The following is a 14,441-nucleotide window of genomic DNA, read 5'->3' as shown; positions in this document are numbered from 1 at the left end:
CCGATGAATCTGTTGGCGAAAACCGTCGTCGCGGCCGGGCGCCGTCTCGCCCCGTTACCTTCATGGCTTGCGGCGGTGGCGCTGTTCCTGCTGATGGTCATGACGTTCTGCGACGTCATTCTGCGCAGTGCCTTCAACAGTCCGATCGCAGCGGCGACGGAACTCACGCGCATTTTCATGGCGATCATCGTCTTCGCGGCGCTGCCGGTCATTTCGGCACGGGGCGGCCATATCGCCGTCGACCTGCTCGACGGTCTGTTTCGCGGATCGGCGGAGCGTCTGCGCAATGTCGTCATCGACATCGTCAGCGGCGCGCTGCTGATCTGGCCGGCACAGCAATGCTTCAAGCTGGCCGGGCGCGCCCGCGACTATGGCGATCTGACCGAGTATCTCGGCATACCCCAGTTTTACATCGAATATTTCATCGCCATCGCGACCTCCATTACCGTGGTCGTTCTCATTCTGCGCGGTCTGATCGAGCTGGTGACGCCGCTCGCGATGCGGCACTCCGAAACGATCTACAAGAGCGCGGACTAGGCCATGGTTGAATCCCTCATCGGCTTCGCCGCGGTTCTCGTGCTGGTGCTGCTGCGCCTGCCGATCGCCTTCGCCATGGGCGTGGTGGGCATGGTCGGCTATGCCTACGAGACCAGTACCGCCGGTGCGATCTCGATGTCGGGTCGGCTGCTAATCGATACGGCGCAGGACTACGGTCTCTCCGTCGTTCCCCTGTTCATCCTGATGGGCCTGCTCGTCAACAAGGGCGGGTTGAGCCGCGAGCTCTATCAGGTCTCCTACGCCTTCCTGGGCCATTTACGCGGCGGCCTGGCGATGGCGACGATTGTCGCCTGCGGCGGCTTCTCGGCGATCTGCGGCTCGTCGCTGGCCACTGCCGCGACGATGTCAAAGGTCGCCATGCCGCAGATGCGAAGGTTCGGATATGCCGACTCGCTGTCGACGGCCTCGATCGCCGCGGGCGGCACGCTCGGCATCCTGATCCCGCCAAGCGTCATCCTCGTCATCTACGGCCTGCTGACCGAGACCAGCATCGGCAAGCTGTTCATCGCCGGCATCGTGCCGGGCGCGGTCGGCATTCTCTTCTACCTCTTCGCGGTGAAGTTCACGGTCGCGCGCAATCCCGACGCCGGCCCGGCCGGGGAGCGAACGGACTGGAAGGGGCGGCTGGAGGCGGTCCGCGGCGTCTGGGCGGTGCTGCTCCTGTTCTTCCTGGTGATCGGCGGTCTCTACGGGCTGTTCAACTTCTGGCCGATACACCTGACCTTCTCGCCCACCGAAGCGGCCGGCATGGGAGCGATGGGAGCATTTCTCATCGCGCTCGCGCGTGGCGGCTTGAATTTCGAGGCCGTGAAGGAAGTTCTGTTCGAAACCTCCTACACGACGGCTAGCCTGTTCGCGGTGCTGATCGGCGCCTGGATCTTCTCGAACTTCGTCAACATCGCCGGCATGCCGGAGGCGCTGCTCGCACTCGTCAACCAGGCGGGCTTTCCGCCGATGGTCGTGATCCTGTTGATCCTGGTCGTCTATCTGCTGCTCGGCTGCGTGTTCGAAAGCCTGTCGATGCTGCTGCTCACCGTGCCGATCTTCTTCCCGCTGGTGATCAGCCTCGGTTTCGATCCGGTCTGGTTCGGCATCATCGTGGTGGTGGTCACCGAGATCAGCCTGATCACCCCGCCGGTCGGCCTCAACGTCTTCGTCCTGCGCGGCGTCGTCGAGGACGTTTCGACCGGGACGATATTCAAGGGCGTGACGCCATTCTGGGCCTTCGACATCCTGCGGCTGGCCCTGATGGTGTTCGTGCCCTGGCTGGTTCTTGTGCTGCCGAACAGCATGTAGGGGGCGGTGATGGATGACGCGGAAGCACGGTCGCTGGCAGAGCGTTTCGATCAGTGGAACCTGCCGAAGTCGTTTGCCGAGGATCCGTATCCGACCTACCGAGCGCTGCTGAGATACGCGCCGATCAAGCGGTTCGACGATGGCACCTGCTTCATCAGCCGCTATGCCGATCTCGTCACGGTGTATCGCGATACCAAACGGTTCTCGTCAGACAAGAAAGTCGAGTTCAAGCCGAAATTCGGCGACAGCCCGCTGTATCTGCACCACACCACGAGCCTGGTTTTCAACGATCCGCCTCTGCACACCCGCGTGCGCTCGATCATCGTCGGGGCCCTGACCCCCAAGGCGATTGCGCGCCTGGAGCCGGACCTGATCCGGCTCGTCGACGGACTGCTCGAACGGATGGCCGAAAAGGGCACGGCCGACCTGATCGAGGATTTCGCCGCGGCGATCCCGATCGAGGTGATCGGCAACCTGCTGCGCGTTCCGCACGAGGATCGCGGGCCGCTGCGCGAGTGGTCGCTGTCGATCCTCGGCGCGCTGGAACCGGTGCTGACGCCGCAGCAGGAGGCGCGCGGCAACGCGGCCGTGCTCGAATTCCAGGACTATCTGGAGGGGCTCATCGCCGACCGGCGCAAGAATCCCGGCGATCCGAGCGTCGACGTGCTGACGCGGCTGATGCAGGGCGACGGCGACGAACGGCTGACCCATGTCGAACTCGTCCAGAACTGCATATTCCTGCTGAACGCCGGTCACGAGACGACGACGAACCTAATCGGCAACGGCCTGCATATCCTCTCCGAATGGCCGGATGAGAAACGACGGTTGATCGAGGACCCGTTGTTGATTGGCACCGCGGTCGAGGAATTCCTGCGCTACGAGAGTTCCAACCAGCTTGGCAACCGCATCACAACCGAGGACGTGGAGCTTGGCGGCGAAGCGCTACCGAAGGGTACGCGGATCACGCTGTGCATCGGTGCCGCCAATCGCGATCCCGCGCAGTTTCCCGATCCCGACCGGATGGATATTTCGCGCACCCCGAACAAGCATCTCGCGTTCGCCTGGGGGCCGCATTTGTGCGCCGGTCATGCGTTTGCCCGGCTGGAAGGCAAGACCGCCATAGGGCGGTTCCTGGCGCGTTTCCCGAACTACGAACTGGATGGCGCACCGGTACGCGGCGGACGCGTCCGCTTCCGCGGCTTCGCCAGTCTGCCCGCGCGCGTCGCCTGAACGACCCGGCGCGCCGCCTGAACGACAAGGAGTTTCGTCCCGTGAGCATCATGCGACTTGAGAGTTTCGCCGCGGGCCGTTGGGTCGCGCCGTCCGGCGCGACACGGCCGATCGCGAGCGCCGTCACCGGTGAGACGATCGCCGAGGCCGGCTCGGACGGTCTCGATTTCGCGCGCATGGTCGCCTACGCCCGCGATGTCGGCGGGCCGGCGCTGCGCGCCATGACGTTCCATCAGCGCGCCGAGAAGCTGAAGGCGCTCGCCCAGTATCTCAACGAACGGCGCGACAGCCTCTATGCGTTGTCCTTCCTGACGGGCGCGACCAAGTCCGACGCGCTGATCGATATCGACGGCGGCATCGGCACGCTGTTCGTGTTCTCCTCGAAGGGCCGGCGCGAAATGCCGGACGCCCACGTCTATATCGACGGCGATATCGAGCCGCTTTCGCGCTCGGGCGCGTTTCTCGGCCAGCATGTCTGTGTGCCGCTGCAGGGTGTCGCGGTCCACATCAACGCCTTCAACTTCCCCGTCTGGGGGATGCTGGAAAAGCTCGCGCCGACGCTGCTCGCCGGCGTGCCGGCGATCGTCAAGCCGGCTACTGCGACCTCCTACCTGACGGAGGCCTGCTTCCGGATGATGATCGAAAGCGGCATTTTCCCGGAGGGCTCGTTTCAGCTCATCGTCGGTGGCACCGGCGATCTGTTGTCGCGGCTCGGCTGCCAGGATGTCGTCAGCTTCACCGGCTCGGCCCATACCGCTCTGATGCTGCGTTCCGAAAGGCACCTGATCGAGAACTCTGTGCGCTTCGTCGCCGAGCAGGATTCCCTCAACGCCTCGATCCTCGGTCCCGACGCGGAACCGGGGTCGCCGGAATTCGATGCCTTCGTGCGTGAAGTGGTGCGCGAGATGACGGTGAAGGCCGGGCAGAAATGCACGGCGATCCGCCGCATCGTCGTGCCCGATGCCACCGTCGACGCGGTGATCGACGCGATCTCCGGCAAGCTGGCGAAGACCGTGATCGGCGATCCGGCGGCGGAAGGTACGCGGATGGGGGCGCTGGCGAGCGCCGAGCAGAAGGCCGACGTCCTGGCGAAGGCGGCGATCATCGCTTCGGAATGCGAGCGGGTGTTCGGGGATCCCGACGCGTTCACTGTGGAGGGGGCGGATGCGGCGAAGGGCGCCTTCGTGCCGCCGATGCTGTTCCGCTGCGCCGATCCGGACGCGGCGACCAAGACGCACGAGACGGAAGCCTTCGGACCGGTGTCGACCGTCATGGGCTACCGCGATCTCGCCCACGCGGTCGCCATCGCCAACCGCGGGCAGGGCAGCCTGGTCGCCTCGGTATTCACGCATGATCCCGCGGTTGCCCGCGCGGTGGTTCTGGGTGCCGGCGCCTGGCACGGGCGGCTCTATTTCGCCAACCGCGACACCGGCAAGGAGGCGACCGGGCACGGCTCGCCGCTGCCGCACATGGTGCATGGCGGTCCCGGCCGCGCCGGTGGTGGGGAGGAGATGGGCGGCGTGCGCGGAGTCCTGCACTACATGCAGCGCACGGCGATCCAGGGCTCGCCCGACCTGCTGACGGCGATCGGCGAGGCCTGGGTGCCCGGCTCCCGGGAAATACAGGGCAATGTCCATCCGTTCCGCCGCACGTTCGGCGACCTGCAGATCGGCGAGACGCTGCACACCGCCTCGCGCGAAATCACGCTTGAGGACATCGAGCACTTCGCCCATTTCACCGGCGACACCTTCTATGCGCACATGGACGAGGCGGCGGCGGCCGCGAACCCGTTCTTCCCCGGACGGGTGGCGCACGGCTATCTGCTGCTGAGCTTTGCCGCGGGCCTGTTCGTCGATCCCGATCCGGGGCCGGTGCTCGCAAACTACGGCCTGGACAGCCTGCGCTTCCAGAAGCCGGTCAGCCCCGGCGACGCGATCCGGGTGCGGCTGACGGTGAAGCAGAAGACGCGCCGCAATCCCGAATACGGCGAGGTGCGCTGGGACGTCGCGGTGTTCAACCAGAACGACGAGCAGGTCGCGAGCTACGACCTGCTGACGATGAACGCGATGTGAGGTCCGAATTCGGCCTCGAATCGATGCGTGCCTCTTGACCGGGTCGCGCGCCGCGCGCATCATGAAACATGAACCATGTGTCATGTTGGATGTTTTCCGCCGATGGAAGCCAATGCCACCCCGAAAACCGCCCGAGGCGAAGCGACCCGACGCGCGATCCTGAGCGCGGCCGAACAGGTGATCGGCGAACGCGGCTTCAACGACGCCTCGATCACCGACATCACCCGCGAGGCCGGTGTCGCGCAGGGCACGTTTTATATCTATTTCAAGAGCAAGGACGAGGTCTTCGCCGAGCTGGTCGTCGACATGGGCCGGCTTCTGCGCGAGGCCCTGAACGCGGCGACGGCCGAGGCGGCCGACCGGCTGTCGGCGGAGAAGGAGGGCCTGCGCGGTTTCCTCACCTTCGTTTCCGCGCATCCGAACCTCTACCGGATCATCCAGGAGGCGCTGTTCGTCAATCCGGATGCGTACCGTGCCTATTTCGAGAGCTTCGCCGATGGCTACCGCGAGGCGCTCGCGGCGGCGGACGCGGCCGGCGAGATCCGGCCTGGCGATCCGGACGTGCGCGCCTGGATGCTGATGGGTATCGCCAAGACGCTCGGCGAGCGCGCCGTGGTGTGGGGCGACACGACGCCGATCGACGCCGTCGTCGACGCCGCCCACGACATGATCGTCAACGGCCTGAGGCGCTGACCCGATGCGCGCCGCGCTCGTCACCATCGACATCGCGGACGGGGTGGCGACCGCCACGCTCGACCGCCCGGAGCGGCACAATGCCCTGATTCCCGAGCTGCTGGAGGATCTGCGCTGGGCGGTCGCCGAAGCGCGCAAGCACGATGTCTTCGCGCTCGTCCTGACCGGGGCGGGGCAAAGCTTCTCCACCGGCGGCGATATCGGCGGCTTTCTGGCATCGTGCGAGACGTCCGGCGGCATCGGCGCCTATGCGGAGCGGATCGTCGGGCTGCTCAACGCCGCGATCCTCGATCTGCTCGATTTTCCCTTTCCGGTGATTGCCCGCCTCAACGGGCCGGTGACCGGAGGCGCGATCGGTCTCGTGCTCGCCGCAGATATCGTTCTGATGAGCGAGGTGGCGTTCCTGCAGTCCTATTATGTCGAGGTCGGCTTCGCGCCGGATGGCGGCTGGACGGCGATGCTGTCCGAACGGATCGGGCCGGCCCGGGCGGTGGCGATCCAGGCGCTCAACCGTCGGATCGAGGCGCCGGAGGCGCTGGCGCTCGGCCTGGCGAGCGAGGTCGTCGCGGCGAACGCGCTGGACGGGGCCGTGTCGCGGACCATCGAGATGCTGCGGACAAAGGAGAGGCACAGCCTGTCGGCGGCGCGGCGGCTCGTTTGGGACGAGACCCGCAGGACGGCGATCGCGGCGAGGCTCGAGGCCGAGAAGGACACGTTCTGCGAACTCGTCGGCAGACCCGAGGTCGCGATCCGCATGCGCGCTTTCGTGGAACGGCGTTGAAGACGCCGCCGGAAACGAAAGACGCGCCTAAGGGAGGGACCATTGCTTCACGTCACCGACATGGCCGCCAAGCGCGCCGAACTGACGCCCGATCACGTCGCCTTTGTCGACGACGAGACCGGTCGGGAGCTGACTTTTGCCGCGGTCAACGAACGGGCGGAGCGTCTTGCCCGCGGCCTGCTGTCATTGGGCGCGCGGGAGGGCGACCGGATCGGCATCCTCTGCCACAACCGGCCGGATTTCTTCGTCTTCCTGTTCGCGTGCCAGAAGGCGCGGCTGATCCTGGTGCCGCTCAACTGGCGCCAGCCGCCGGCCGAATTGCTGCCGCTGGTCGAACAGGCCGATATTACGATCCTGGCCGTCGACGGTGCGTTCGAGGCGGTCGCCGACGCGCTTGCCAAGGCCCGCAAACTCCTGCGCCTCGGCATGGAGCCGGGCGTCGTCGCGGAGGCCGACCTGGAAACGCTGATCGCCGGGAGCCCGGCCGGTCCTCTCGACAGGCGGCCGGTCTCGACCGCCGATCCGTGGTATCTGCTCTACACCTCCGGAACGACCGGATTGCCGAAGGCCGTCATCCAGACACCGGCGATGGCCTGGGCGAACACGGTCAACTATGCGCAGGCCGTCGATCTCGTCTCCACCGACTGGTCGCTCAATTTCCTGCCGCTGTTCCATACCGGCGGCATCAACCTGCCGACGCTGCCCCTGTTCCTGATGGGCGGGCGCAGCCGGGTCCTGAGGAAGTTCGATGCCGGCGACGTGCTCGATCTCGTCGACCGTGGTGAGGTGACCTCGTTTTTTGGCGTGCCGGCGATCTATCAGGCAATGGCGCTGCACGAGCGCTTCGCCGACACCGATTTTTCGGCCGTGCGCTCGTTTGCCTGCGGCGGCGCGCCGCTGCCGGAGCCTTTGATCCGGACCTTCGCGGCGCGCGGCGTGCTGGTGTGCAACGGCATGGGCATGACCGAGACCGGGCCGACCGTGTTCCTCAACGACACGGCCCATGCGGAAAGCAAGATCGGCTCGGTCGGCAAGCCGCAGATGCTCGCCGAAACCCGTATCGTCGAGGCCGACGGCGCCGTGATCGACGGGGCGGGGGAGGGCGAACTGCAGATTCGCGGTCCCGGCGTCACGCCCGGCTATCGCGGCAACCGCGAGGCGACCGGGGCTGCCTTCACTGAGGACGGATGGCTCAAGACCGGCGACGTCGCCCGTCGCGACGCGGACGGGTACTACTTCATCGTCGATCGCATCAAGGACATGTACATTTCCGGCGGCGAGAACGTCTATCCCGCCGAGGTGGAACGCGTGCTCGTCGCCTTTGACGGGGTTCTGGAGGCCGCCGTCATCGGCGTCGCCGACGAGGGCTGGGGAGAAGTAGGCGAGGCCTTCCTGATCGCCCGTCCGGACACGGACATCGACATCGAGGCACTGCCGGCCTGGTGCCGCGAGCACCTTGCCGCCTACAAGATCCCGAAACGCTTCCACGTGGTCGCGGACATGCCCCGCACCGCCGCCGGCAAGATCCGGAAGCACATGCTCAGAAAGCTGGTTCCATGACGATCGCCACGTCCGGTGTCACCGAGGTCTGGACGCCGCGACAGGCGGATTTCGACCGCTTCGCGGAATTGTCGGGCGACGACAATCCGATCCATGTCGATCCGGACTTCTCGGCGCGCACTCGCTTCGGCCGCACCGTCTCGCACGGCATGCTGCTCTATTCGCGCGTCTGGGCCCTGATCAGGCGACACTGGCCGGAGGCAGAACACGTCGGACAGGCACTGATGTTTCCCGCCCCGTCCTATGCCGACGAGCCGCTGGTCATTACGATCGCGCCGATGCGGGACGATCCGTCCCGCCTGACGGTCACGATCGCCCGCCAGGCCGACGGCGAGGTAACGCTCCAGGGCGAATGCCTGTTTCGCAGGGAGGCCGTCTGATGCTGGAACTCGGCCAGACCGCAAGCGTCACCCGCGCCTACAGGTCCGGCGACCGGGCAATGTTCGCCGCGCTTGCCGGTGACGACGGCACGTTGCCCTCGCATGTGCCGGGACCGCTGATCGGTGCACTGTTCTCCTTTCTGCTCGGCGTCGAACTGCCGGGCTTCGGCACCAACTACCTCAAGCAGGAGATGCGGTTCCTGCAGCCGGCGCCTTACGACGAACCGCTGACCGCGCGGGTGACGATCACGAAGCTTCGGCCCGAGAAGCACCTGGTCGATCTGGAGACCGTCTGCGAAACGGCCGACGGGACGCGCGTGTGCGAGGGGCGGGCGCTTGTCTATGTGGAAGATGTGGGGGCCTGAGCGGACAGCGACCTTCGCGTCGGGGCGCTAGGGCGACACGGACTTGAGGTAGGCGATGATGTTCATGCGGTCGACCGGATCGGCCACCAGGACGTACATATTGGCGCCCGGCACGAGCTTCTGCGGATTCTTCAGCCAGGCGTTCAGGGTCCGCTCTTCCCAGACCTCGCCATACGCCACCAAGGCATCCGAATAGGAGAAGCCCGGGACCGTGCCCGCCTTGCGCCCGTAGACGCCGCCAAGGCGCGGGCCGTTCTTGTTCACGCCAATATCGTGGCAGCCCGAGCAGGAATTGGTGAAGTAGGACAGCCCGGCGGCGGCGTCGCCTTCCACGACCAGCGACACATTTCGTTTCACACGCTTGTTGCCCCGGCCCTTCGCTCGCCAGACGAGCCGCAAGTCATAGTTACCCGGGGCCAGCGCGCCGATCCTGGCATCGTTCGGGGTGACGACGACCCTCTTGGCCCGCTTCCGCGCCTTGCCGGACGGTGGAGTGCCCGTGAACATGGTCTTGCGGGACCGCAGGACCCATGTCCGCTTTCCCGCCGTCGTCGACACCCGGTATTTCAGCTTCCTCGGCTCGTAGACGCCGTCCTGGGTGCGGAAGATCGTCTTCGGGTTCCTGGGCTTTACGACCAGGTCCCCCGCCTGCGCGGCAACCGGGGAAAGCGTGCACGCGGCGAAGACCGCGGCGAGGACGCAAAACGTTGCGATCGGGCGTCTCATGGTTTCCCCGATGTCGAATGTCCGGCGCTCGTCTGCCCGCCACGTGCGTGACCGCCGATCCGGATCGCAGCGGTTTGCCTGAACGGAATTGCGGGCAGTGAACCGTTTTCGTCCAAACAAAACGGAAACCGGATCCTCGGGATTTTAGCCAAGTCGGCCGTCTCGGCGGTGCGGCCGGCGCGGCGCGCGGGACCGGCACGGTGGGGGCGACCGTTCAGGCTATGAAATCGGACAGCAACGCCTTGAAGGCGGCGGGCTCTTCCAGATGCGGGGCATGGCCCGAGCGCGGAAACGTGACGAGCCGGCCGTTCCGCAGGCGATCGCGCTGCCACCGGGCCATAGCCGGCCCATACAGGGCGCTGCGGGCGCCGTGGGCCAGCAGCACCGGAATATCGATGCGGCCGATCGTGTCGCGAAAGTCCTGGGCGGTGAGCGAGGCCCACATCGGGGCGAGCATGGCCGGATCGGCGGCAGTGATCTGTTGTTCCGCGAAGGCCAGCAGATCGCGGTCCGCGAGCAGGCCGCGGGCGAAGATTCGCTTGGCGATGCGCGGGGCAATCTCCGGCCAGTGAGTTTGGATGGATTTCCGGACGCCGACGTTGCGTGCGGCGTCCAGGCCGTCGCTAAGGCCAAGATGCCAGGCGTCGTCGTTCAGGACCTTCGGCGTCATGTCGATGGAGACGAGACCGGCCAGGCGGCTCGTGCCGTGGCGCTCGATCATCGCGTAGGCGACATGGGCGCCCATCGACCAGCCGACAACGATGACATTCTCGAAACCGCGCTCGGCCATATAGCCGGCGACGGCGTCGGCGGCCGCCTCGATCGTCAGCGCCGGGCCGTCTCGGCCGGTTCGTCCGTGGCCCGGCAGATCGGGGGTGACGACTCGGGCCTCCGAGCGGAACGCCTCGACCTGTGGCCCGAAGAAGCCGCCATGGCAGGACCAGCCGTGCAGGCACAGGAGGGGGCGTCCCTCGCCGGCCTCGATGACATGCATTGCGCCGCTCACCTGTCGCCGCTCACTTGGCCGCCCGGCTTTCGGCGCCGCGCAGGCGGCCGACGATCCCGGTGGGGAAGAAGTAGACGCTGAGCACGAACAGCAGGCCGAGCCAAAGCAGCCAGCGATCCGGCGACAGCAGTGCGGAGAGCAGCGGGACCGGCGCGGTGGCGTCGGAGGCGACGGCCATCAGTTCGTGCAGGTAGGTCTGGGCGAGGATGAAGATGGTCGCGCCGATGACCGCGCCGTACATCGTGCCCATGCCACCGATCACCACCATCAGCAGGATGTCCACCATGATTTCCAGCGACAGCGTCGTCGCCGGGCCGGTATAGCGCAGCCAGACGGCGAGCAGGACGCCGGCGAGCGCGGCGATCATGGCCGACAGGACGGTCGCGAGCGTGCGGTAGGTCACCACCCGGTAGCCGATCGCCTCGGCGCGGAAGGCGTTCTCGCGGACGGCCTGCAACACGCGGCCGAAGGGCGAATTGACGAAGCGCAGCATCAGCAGGAACAGGGCGAGCGAGACGAAGAAGACGAAGTAGTAGGCGAGCAGCTTGCCGTCGACGCGCACGCCGAACAGCCTGTCGTCCAAGAGCTTGAAGGCGGGGGTGAATTCGCGCGGGATCTTGTAGTTGAGCCCGTCCTCGCCGCCGGTGAGGCCGGAGAGCTGCGAGACCAGCACTAGAAAAGCGCTGGCGACGGCGAGCGTCACCATGGCGAAGAAGATCGCCTTCACCCGCAGGGAGAACAGCCCGATCAGCAGCGCCAGTCCGGCGGCGACCAGGGCCCCGGCGATCGCCCCGACGAGGATCGAGCCGAAGCTCGCGCCCATATGGTTCAGCGCGATCGCCGCGCCATAGGCGCCGATGCCGAAGAACATGGTGTGGGCGAAGGAAACGATGCCGGTATAGCCGAGCAGCAGGTCGTAGCTCGCCACCAGGACGACGAAGATGCAGATACGCGCCGCCGTTTCCAGCGAGCGGGTGCCCGGAAACAGGAACGGGGCGAGCAGCAGCGACACGAAGATCACCAGGAGCACGATCGTCAGCACCCTGCTGCGGGGGGTATCGCCGGACAGGAGGTTTGCGAGCATGGCCGGCCTCACTTCGCCTTGACGACGGGGTAGAGCCCTTGCGGCCGCCACATCAGGACGATGACCATCAGCGCGATCGTCGAGACCAGGGCGACCTTGGGCGACAGGAAGGCGACATAGTTGGACAGCAAGCCGACCAGGAGCGCGCCGATGAAGCAGCCCTCGACCGACCCGAGGCCGCCGATGATGACCACGATGAAGACCAGCACCATGATCTCCGAGCCCATGTGCGCGGTGATGGTCTCCTGGTAGAGCCCCCACATGACGCCGCCGAGCCCGGCAAGCGCCGAACCGACGATGAAGACGGCGAGAAACAGCCGCTGGATACGGTAGCCCAGCGCCTCGACCATCTCGCCGTTCTCGACCCCGGCGCGGACCAGAAGGCCGATCTTGGTGCGGTTCAGCACGAGCCGCATGCAAACGAAAACGGCAAGGCCGATGACGACGGCGACGAGCCGGTACTTCTCGATCGCGGCCTCCCCGATCACCACCGATCCGCGCAGGGTCTGCGGCCGCGACAGGTGGATCGCGTCCGGTCCCCAGAACACCAGAATGAGCTGCTGGACGATGATCAGGCCGCCCATGGTGACCAGGATCTGCTTCAGGTGCTGGCCGTAGACCGGCTTGACGATGAGGCGCTCGAAGACATAGCCCGCGCCGCCGGCGACGAGCATGGCGACGAGGATCGCCGGGAACAGGGCGGCGAGGTTCAGCCAGACCGAAGCGGCGTCGGTCCAGCCGGACAGGTATCCGAGCACGGTGAACCCGACGAAGGCGCCGATGGCTATGAAGGCCCCGTGGCCGAAATTGATGACGTCCATCAGGCCGAAGACCAGCGTCAGGCCGGACGCCATGAGGAAGATCATCATGCCCATGGCCAGGCCGGCCGCGGTGAGGGTGATCCATGTCGCCGGGTTGGCGATGGCGACAAGGCCGACAATGGCGAGCGCCGGCACCAGCAGGAGCGGCGCCCAATTGCCGAGCCTCTCGGCGAGGGACGCCTGCTCGATCTTCGGGGCGATGGAGGTATCGCCGGCTGGCGGGTTGCTCATTGGTGGGCCTCCAGGCTCAGTCCCATGAGTTTCTCCTGCAGGCCGGCGTCGGCGGCGAGCGCGGCCATGTCGCCGGAATGGACGATACGGCCGTCGTCCATGACGGAGACCGTTTGGCCGAGGCTCCTGGCCATGGCGAAATTCTGCTCGACGAGCAGGATCGTGGTGTCGGTCTTGGCGAGTTCGGCGAGTGCTGCCGTCATCGACTTGATGATTGCCGGCGCCAGGCCCTTGGTCGGCTCGTCGATCAGGATCAGGCGGCGCGGCTCGATCACCGCGCGGGCGACCGACAACATCTGCTTCTGCCCGCCGGAGAGGTTGCCGGCCTGCTTGTCCCAGAAGGTCTTGAGCGGCGGAAACAGTGCGAAGATCCAGTCGAGGCGGGCGGACTCCATTGCCCCGCCGGTCGCCGCCAGGATCATGTTCTCGCGCACCGTCAGATCGGTGAAAATGCCCATGTTCTCGGGCACGTAGGCGATGCCGAGGCGGGCGATCGCCGGGGTGTCGAGCCTGGTGATATCGGTTCCGTCGAAGCGGATCGTGCCGGCGGAGGCGCCCCACAGGCCCATGATCGTGCGCAGCGTCGTCGTCTTGCCGGCGCCGTTGCGGCCGAGCATGACCGCGACCCCGCCTTCGGGGACGGTCAGGTCGACGCCCTGCAGGATGTGGTACTGGGCGATGTGTGTGTGGACGCCTTCGAGCGTCAGCAGGTCACGCATCGGCCGGCTCCATGCCCAGATAGGCTTCCTGCACGATGGGCGAGGCGATCACCGCCTGCGGGTCGCCGTCGGCGACGAGCGCGCCGTTGTGCAGGACTACAATGCGATCGGCCAGCGACCGGATGACGTCCATCTTGTGCTCGACCAGCAATATGGTGCGGTCGTGATCGGCCTTGAGGCCCTGGATCAGGTCGAGAATCGCGGGAACCTCGTCGACACTCATGCCGGCGGTCGGTTCGTCGAACATCAGAACCTGCGGCTTCAAGGCGATCAGCAGGGCGACCTCCAGCTTGCGCTGGTCGCCGTGGGGGAGGGCGGCGACCGTGCGGTCGGCGCTGTCCAGCAGCTTTACCTCGGCCAGGACATGCTCTGCGCGTTCGATCAGCTCGACATGGCTGCCGGCGCGGGAGAAGAGATCGTAGCGACGCCCCGAGACGGCCTGAACGACCAGCCGGACGTTCTCGCGGACGGTCAGGTTCGGAAACAGGTTGGTGAGCTGGAAGGCCCGGCCGATGCCGCGCTCGGTGCGCTCGGGCACGGACAGGCGGGTGATGTCCTCGCCGTTCAGCGTCACCCGGCCGGCGCTCGCCCTCAACTGGCCCGAGATCAGGTTGAAGTAGGTGGTCTTTCCCGCCCCGTTCGGCCCGACGATCGCGGTCAGGGTGCCGCGCGCGAAGGCGCAGGACACCGCGTCCACCGCGACATGGCCGCCGAAGCGGATCGTCAGGTCGGTCGTTTCGAGTACCGGGCGTTCCGTCATGGCCGTTCGTCTGTCGGCATGGTGCCAATCGCTTCCCGATCCCCGCTTTCGCGGGAATGAGCGGGCTAGGGACAGGTTCGCTGCTCGCCGCTCATTCCCGCGAAAGCGGAGACCGGCTTACCGGACAACAGGGCCGGGCGGTGGGTATTTGGCAGCCGC

At 66.5% G+C, this 14,441-nt stretch carries 15 protein-coding genes; 9 read left to right on the top strand and 6 right to left on the bottom strand.

Translation table 11 applies throughout. From position 1 onward, the window contains the following. Positions 1–12 precede the first annotated feature (12 nt). The 9 genes from ACSF9G_RS01425 to ACSF9G_RS01385 all read left to right on the top strand — a co-directional run bounded on the left by ACSF9G_RS01425 (position 13) and on the right by ACSF9G_RS01385 (position 8,935). Entirely contained in the window at positions 13–537 is a 525-nt protein-coding gene (locus tag ACSF9G_RS01425; protein WP_436637491.1) for a TRAP transporter small permease, read from the top strand. A 3-nt stretch (positions 538–540) separates the two neighbouring features. Beyond that, positions 541–1,854: a TRAP transporter large permease gene (locus tag ACSF9G_RS01420; protein WP_436637490.1), complete on the top strand. Its 1,314-nt coding sequence runs from the start codon at positions 541–543 to the stop codon at positions 1,852–1,854. Positions 1,855–1,863: 9 nt separating this feature from the next. Continuing rightward, positions 1,864–3,084 carry a cytochrome P450 gene (locus tag ACSF9G_RS01415; protein WP_436637488.1) on the top strand — a complete coding sequence of 407 codons (1,221 nt, stop codon included), beginning with the start codon at positions 1,864–1,866 and terminating at the stop codon, positions 3,082–3,084. A gap of 50 nt (positions 3,085–3,134) precedes the next feature. Next, positions 3,135–5,156 carry a phenylacetic acid degradation bifunctional protein PaaZ gene (gene paaZ / locus ACSF9G_RS01410; RefSeq protein ID WP_436639626.1) on the top strand — a complete coding sequence of 674 codons (2,022 nt, stop codon included), beginning with the start codon at positions 3,135–3,137 and terminating at the stop codon, positions 5,154–5,156. 102 nt (positions 5,157–5,258) lie between these two features. After that, the gene (locus tag ACSF9G_RS01405) at positions 5,259–5,849 is read left to right on the top strand and encodes a TetR/AcrR family transcriptional regulator (protein WP_436637487.1); all 591 of its coding nucleotides are present in this window, start codon (positions 5,259–5,261) and stop codon (positions 5,847–5,849) included. 4 nt (positions 5,850–5,853) lie between these two features. After that, positions 5,854–6,630 (top strand): enoyl-CoA hydratase/isomerase family protein, encoded by a 777-nt coding sequence (locus ACSF9G_RS01400; RefSeq protein ID WP_436637485.1) that lies wholly within the window; start codon positions 5,854–5,856, stop codon positions 6,628–6,630. 42 nt (positions 6,631–6,672) lie between these two features. Next, a complete protein-coding gene (locus ACSF9G_RS01395; protein WP_436637483.1) occupies positions 6,673–8,190 on the top strand; it encodes an AMP-binding protein in 1,518 nt (505 codons plus the stop codon). Next, positions 8,187–8,570: a MaoC/PaaZ C-terminal domain-containing protein gene (locus ACSF9G_RS01390; RefSeq protein WP_436637481.1), complete on the top strand. Its 384-nt coding sequence runs from the start codon at positions 8,187–8,189 to the stop codon at positions 8,568–8,570. Before ACSF9G_RS01395 ends, ACSF9G_RS01390 begins: the two co-directional genes overlap by 4 nt. Continuing rightward, on the top strand, positions 8,570–8,935 hold the full coding sequence (locus tag ACSF9G_RS01385; RefSeq protein ID WP_436637479.1) for a hotdog family protein: 366 nt from the start codon (positions 8,570–8,572) through the stop codon (positions 8,933–8,935). The genes ACSF9G_RS01390 and ACSF9G_RS01385 overlap by 1 nt, the downstream gene beginning before the upstream one ends. A gap of 27 nt (positions 8,936–8,962) precedes the next feature. Here the strand turns inward: ACSF9G_RS01385 and ACSF9G_RS01380 are convergent, their stop codons facing one another. From ACSF9G_RS01380 to ACSF9G_RS01355, 6 genes are all read right to left on the bottom strand, one after another. Next, a complete protein-coding gene (locus tag ACSF9G_RS01380) occupies positions 8,963–9,661 on the bottom strand; it encodes a c-type cytochrome (RefSeq protein WP_436637477.1) in 699 nt (232 codons plus the stop codon). A 214-nt stretch (positions 9,662–9,875) separates the two neighbouring features. After that, complete coding sequence (locus tag ACSF9G_RS01375; RefSeq protein WP_436637475.1) at positions 9,876–10,667, bottom strand: alpha/beta fold hydrolase; 792 nt, start codon at positions 10,665–10,667, stop codon at positions 9,876–9,878. A gap of 10 nt (positions 10,668–10,677) precedes the next feature. Continuing rightward, entirely contained in the window at positions 10,678–11,751 is a 1,074-nt protein-coding gene (locus tag ACSF9G_RS01370; RefSeq protein WP_436637473.1) for a branched-chain amino acid ABC transporter permease, read from the bottom strand. Between the two features lie 8 nt (positions 11,752–11,759). Next, positions 11,760–12,803, bottom strand: a complete 1,044-nt coding sequence (locus ACSF9G_RS01365; protein ID WP_436637471.1) for a branched-chain amino acid ABC transporter permease — start codon at positions 12,801–12,803, stop codon at positions 11,760–11,762. After that, on the bottom strand, positions 12,800–13,522 hold the full coding sequence (locus ACSF9G_RS01360) for an ABC transporter ATP-binding protein (RefSeq protein ID WP_261616324.1): 723 nt from the start codon (positions 13,520–13,522) through the stop codon (positions 12,800–12,802). The genes ACSF9G_RS01365 and ACSF9G_RS01360 overlap by 4 nt, the downstream gene beginning before the upstream one ends. Further along, on the bottom strand, positions 13,515–14,282 hold the full coding sequence (locus tag ACSF9G_RS01355) for an ABC transporter ATP-binding protein (RefSeq protein ID WP_436637468.1): 768 nt from the start codon (positions 14,280–14,282) through the stop codon (positions 13,515–13,517). The genes ACSF9G_RS01360 and ACSF9G_RS01355 overlap by 8 nt, the downstream gene beginning before the upstream one ends. Positions 14,283–14,441 lie beyond the last annotated feature (159 nt).

It is taken from the genome of Microbaculum mangrovi (genome assembly GCF_051390635.1).
GTDB lineage: Bacteria > Pseudomonadota > Alphaproteobacteria > Rhizobiales > Tepidamorphaceae > Microbaculum.
The sequence above is the reverse complement of the archived record's forward strand: the minus strand, read 5'-3'. Positions and strand labels throughout refer to the sequence as shown.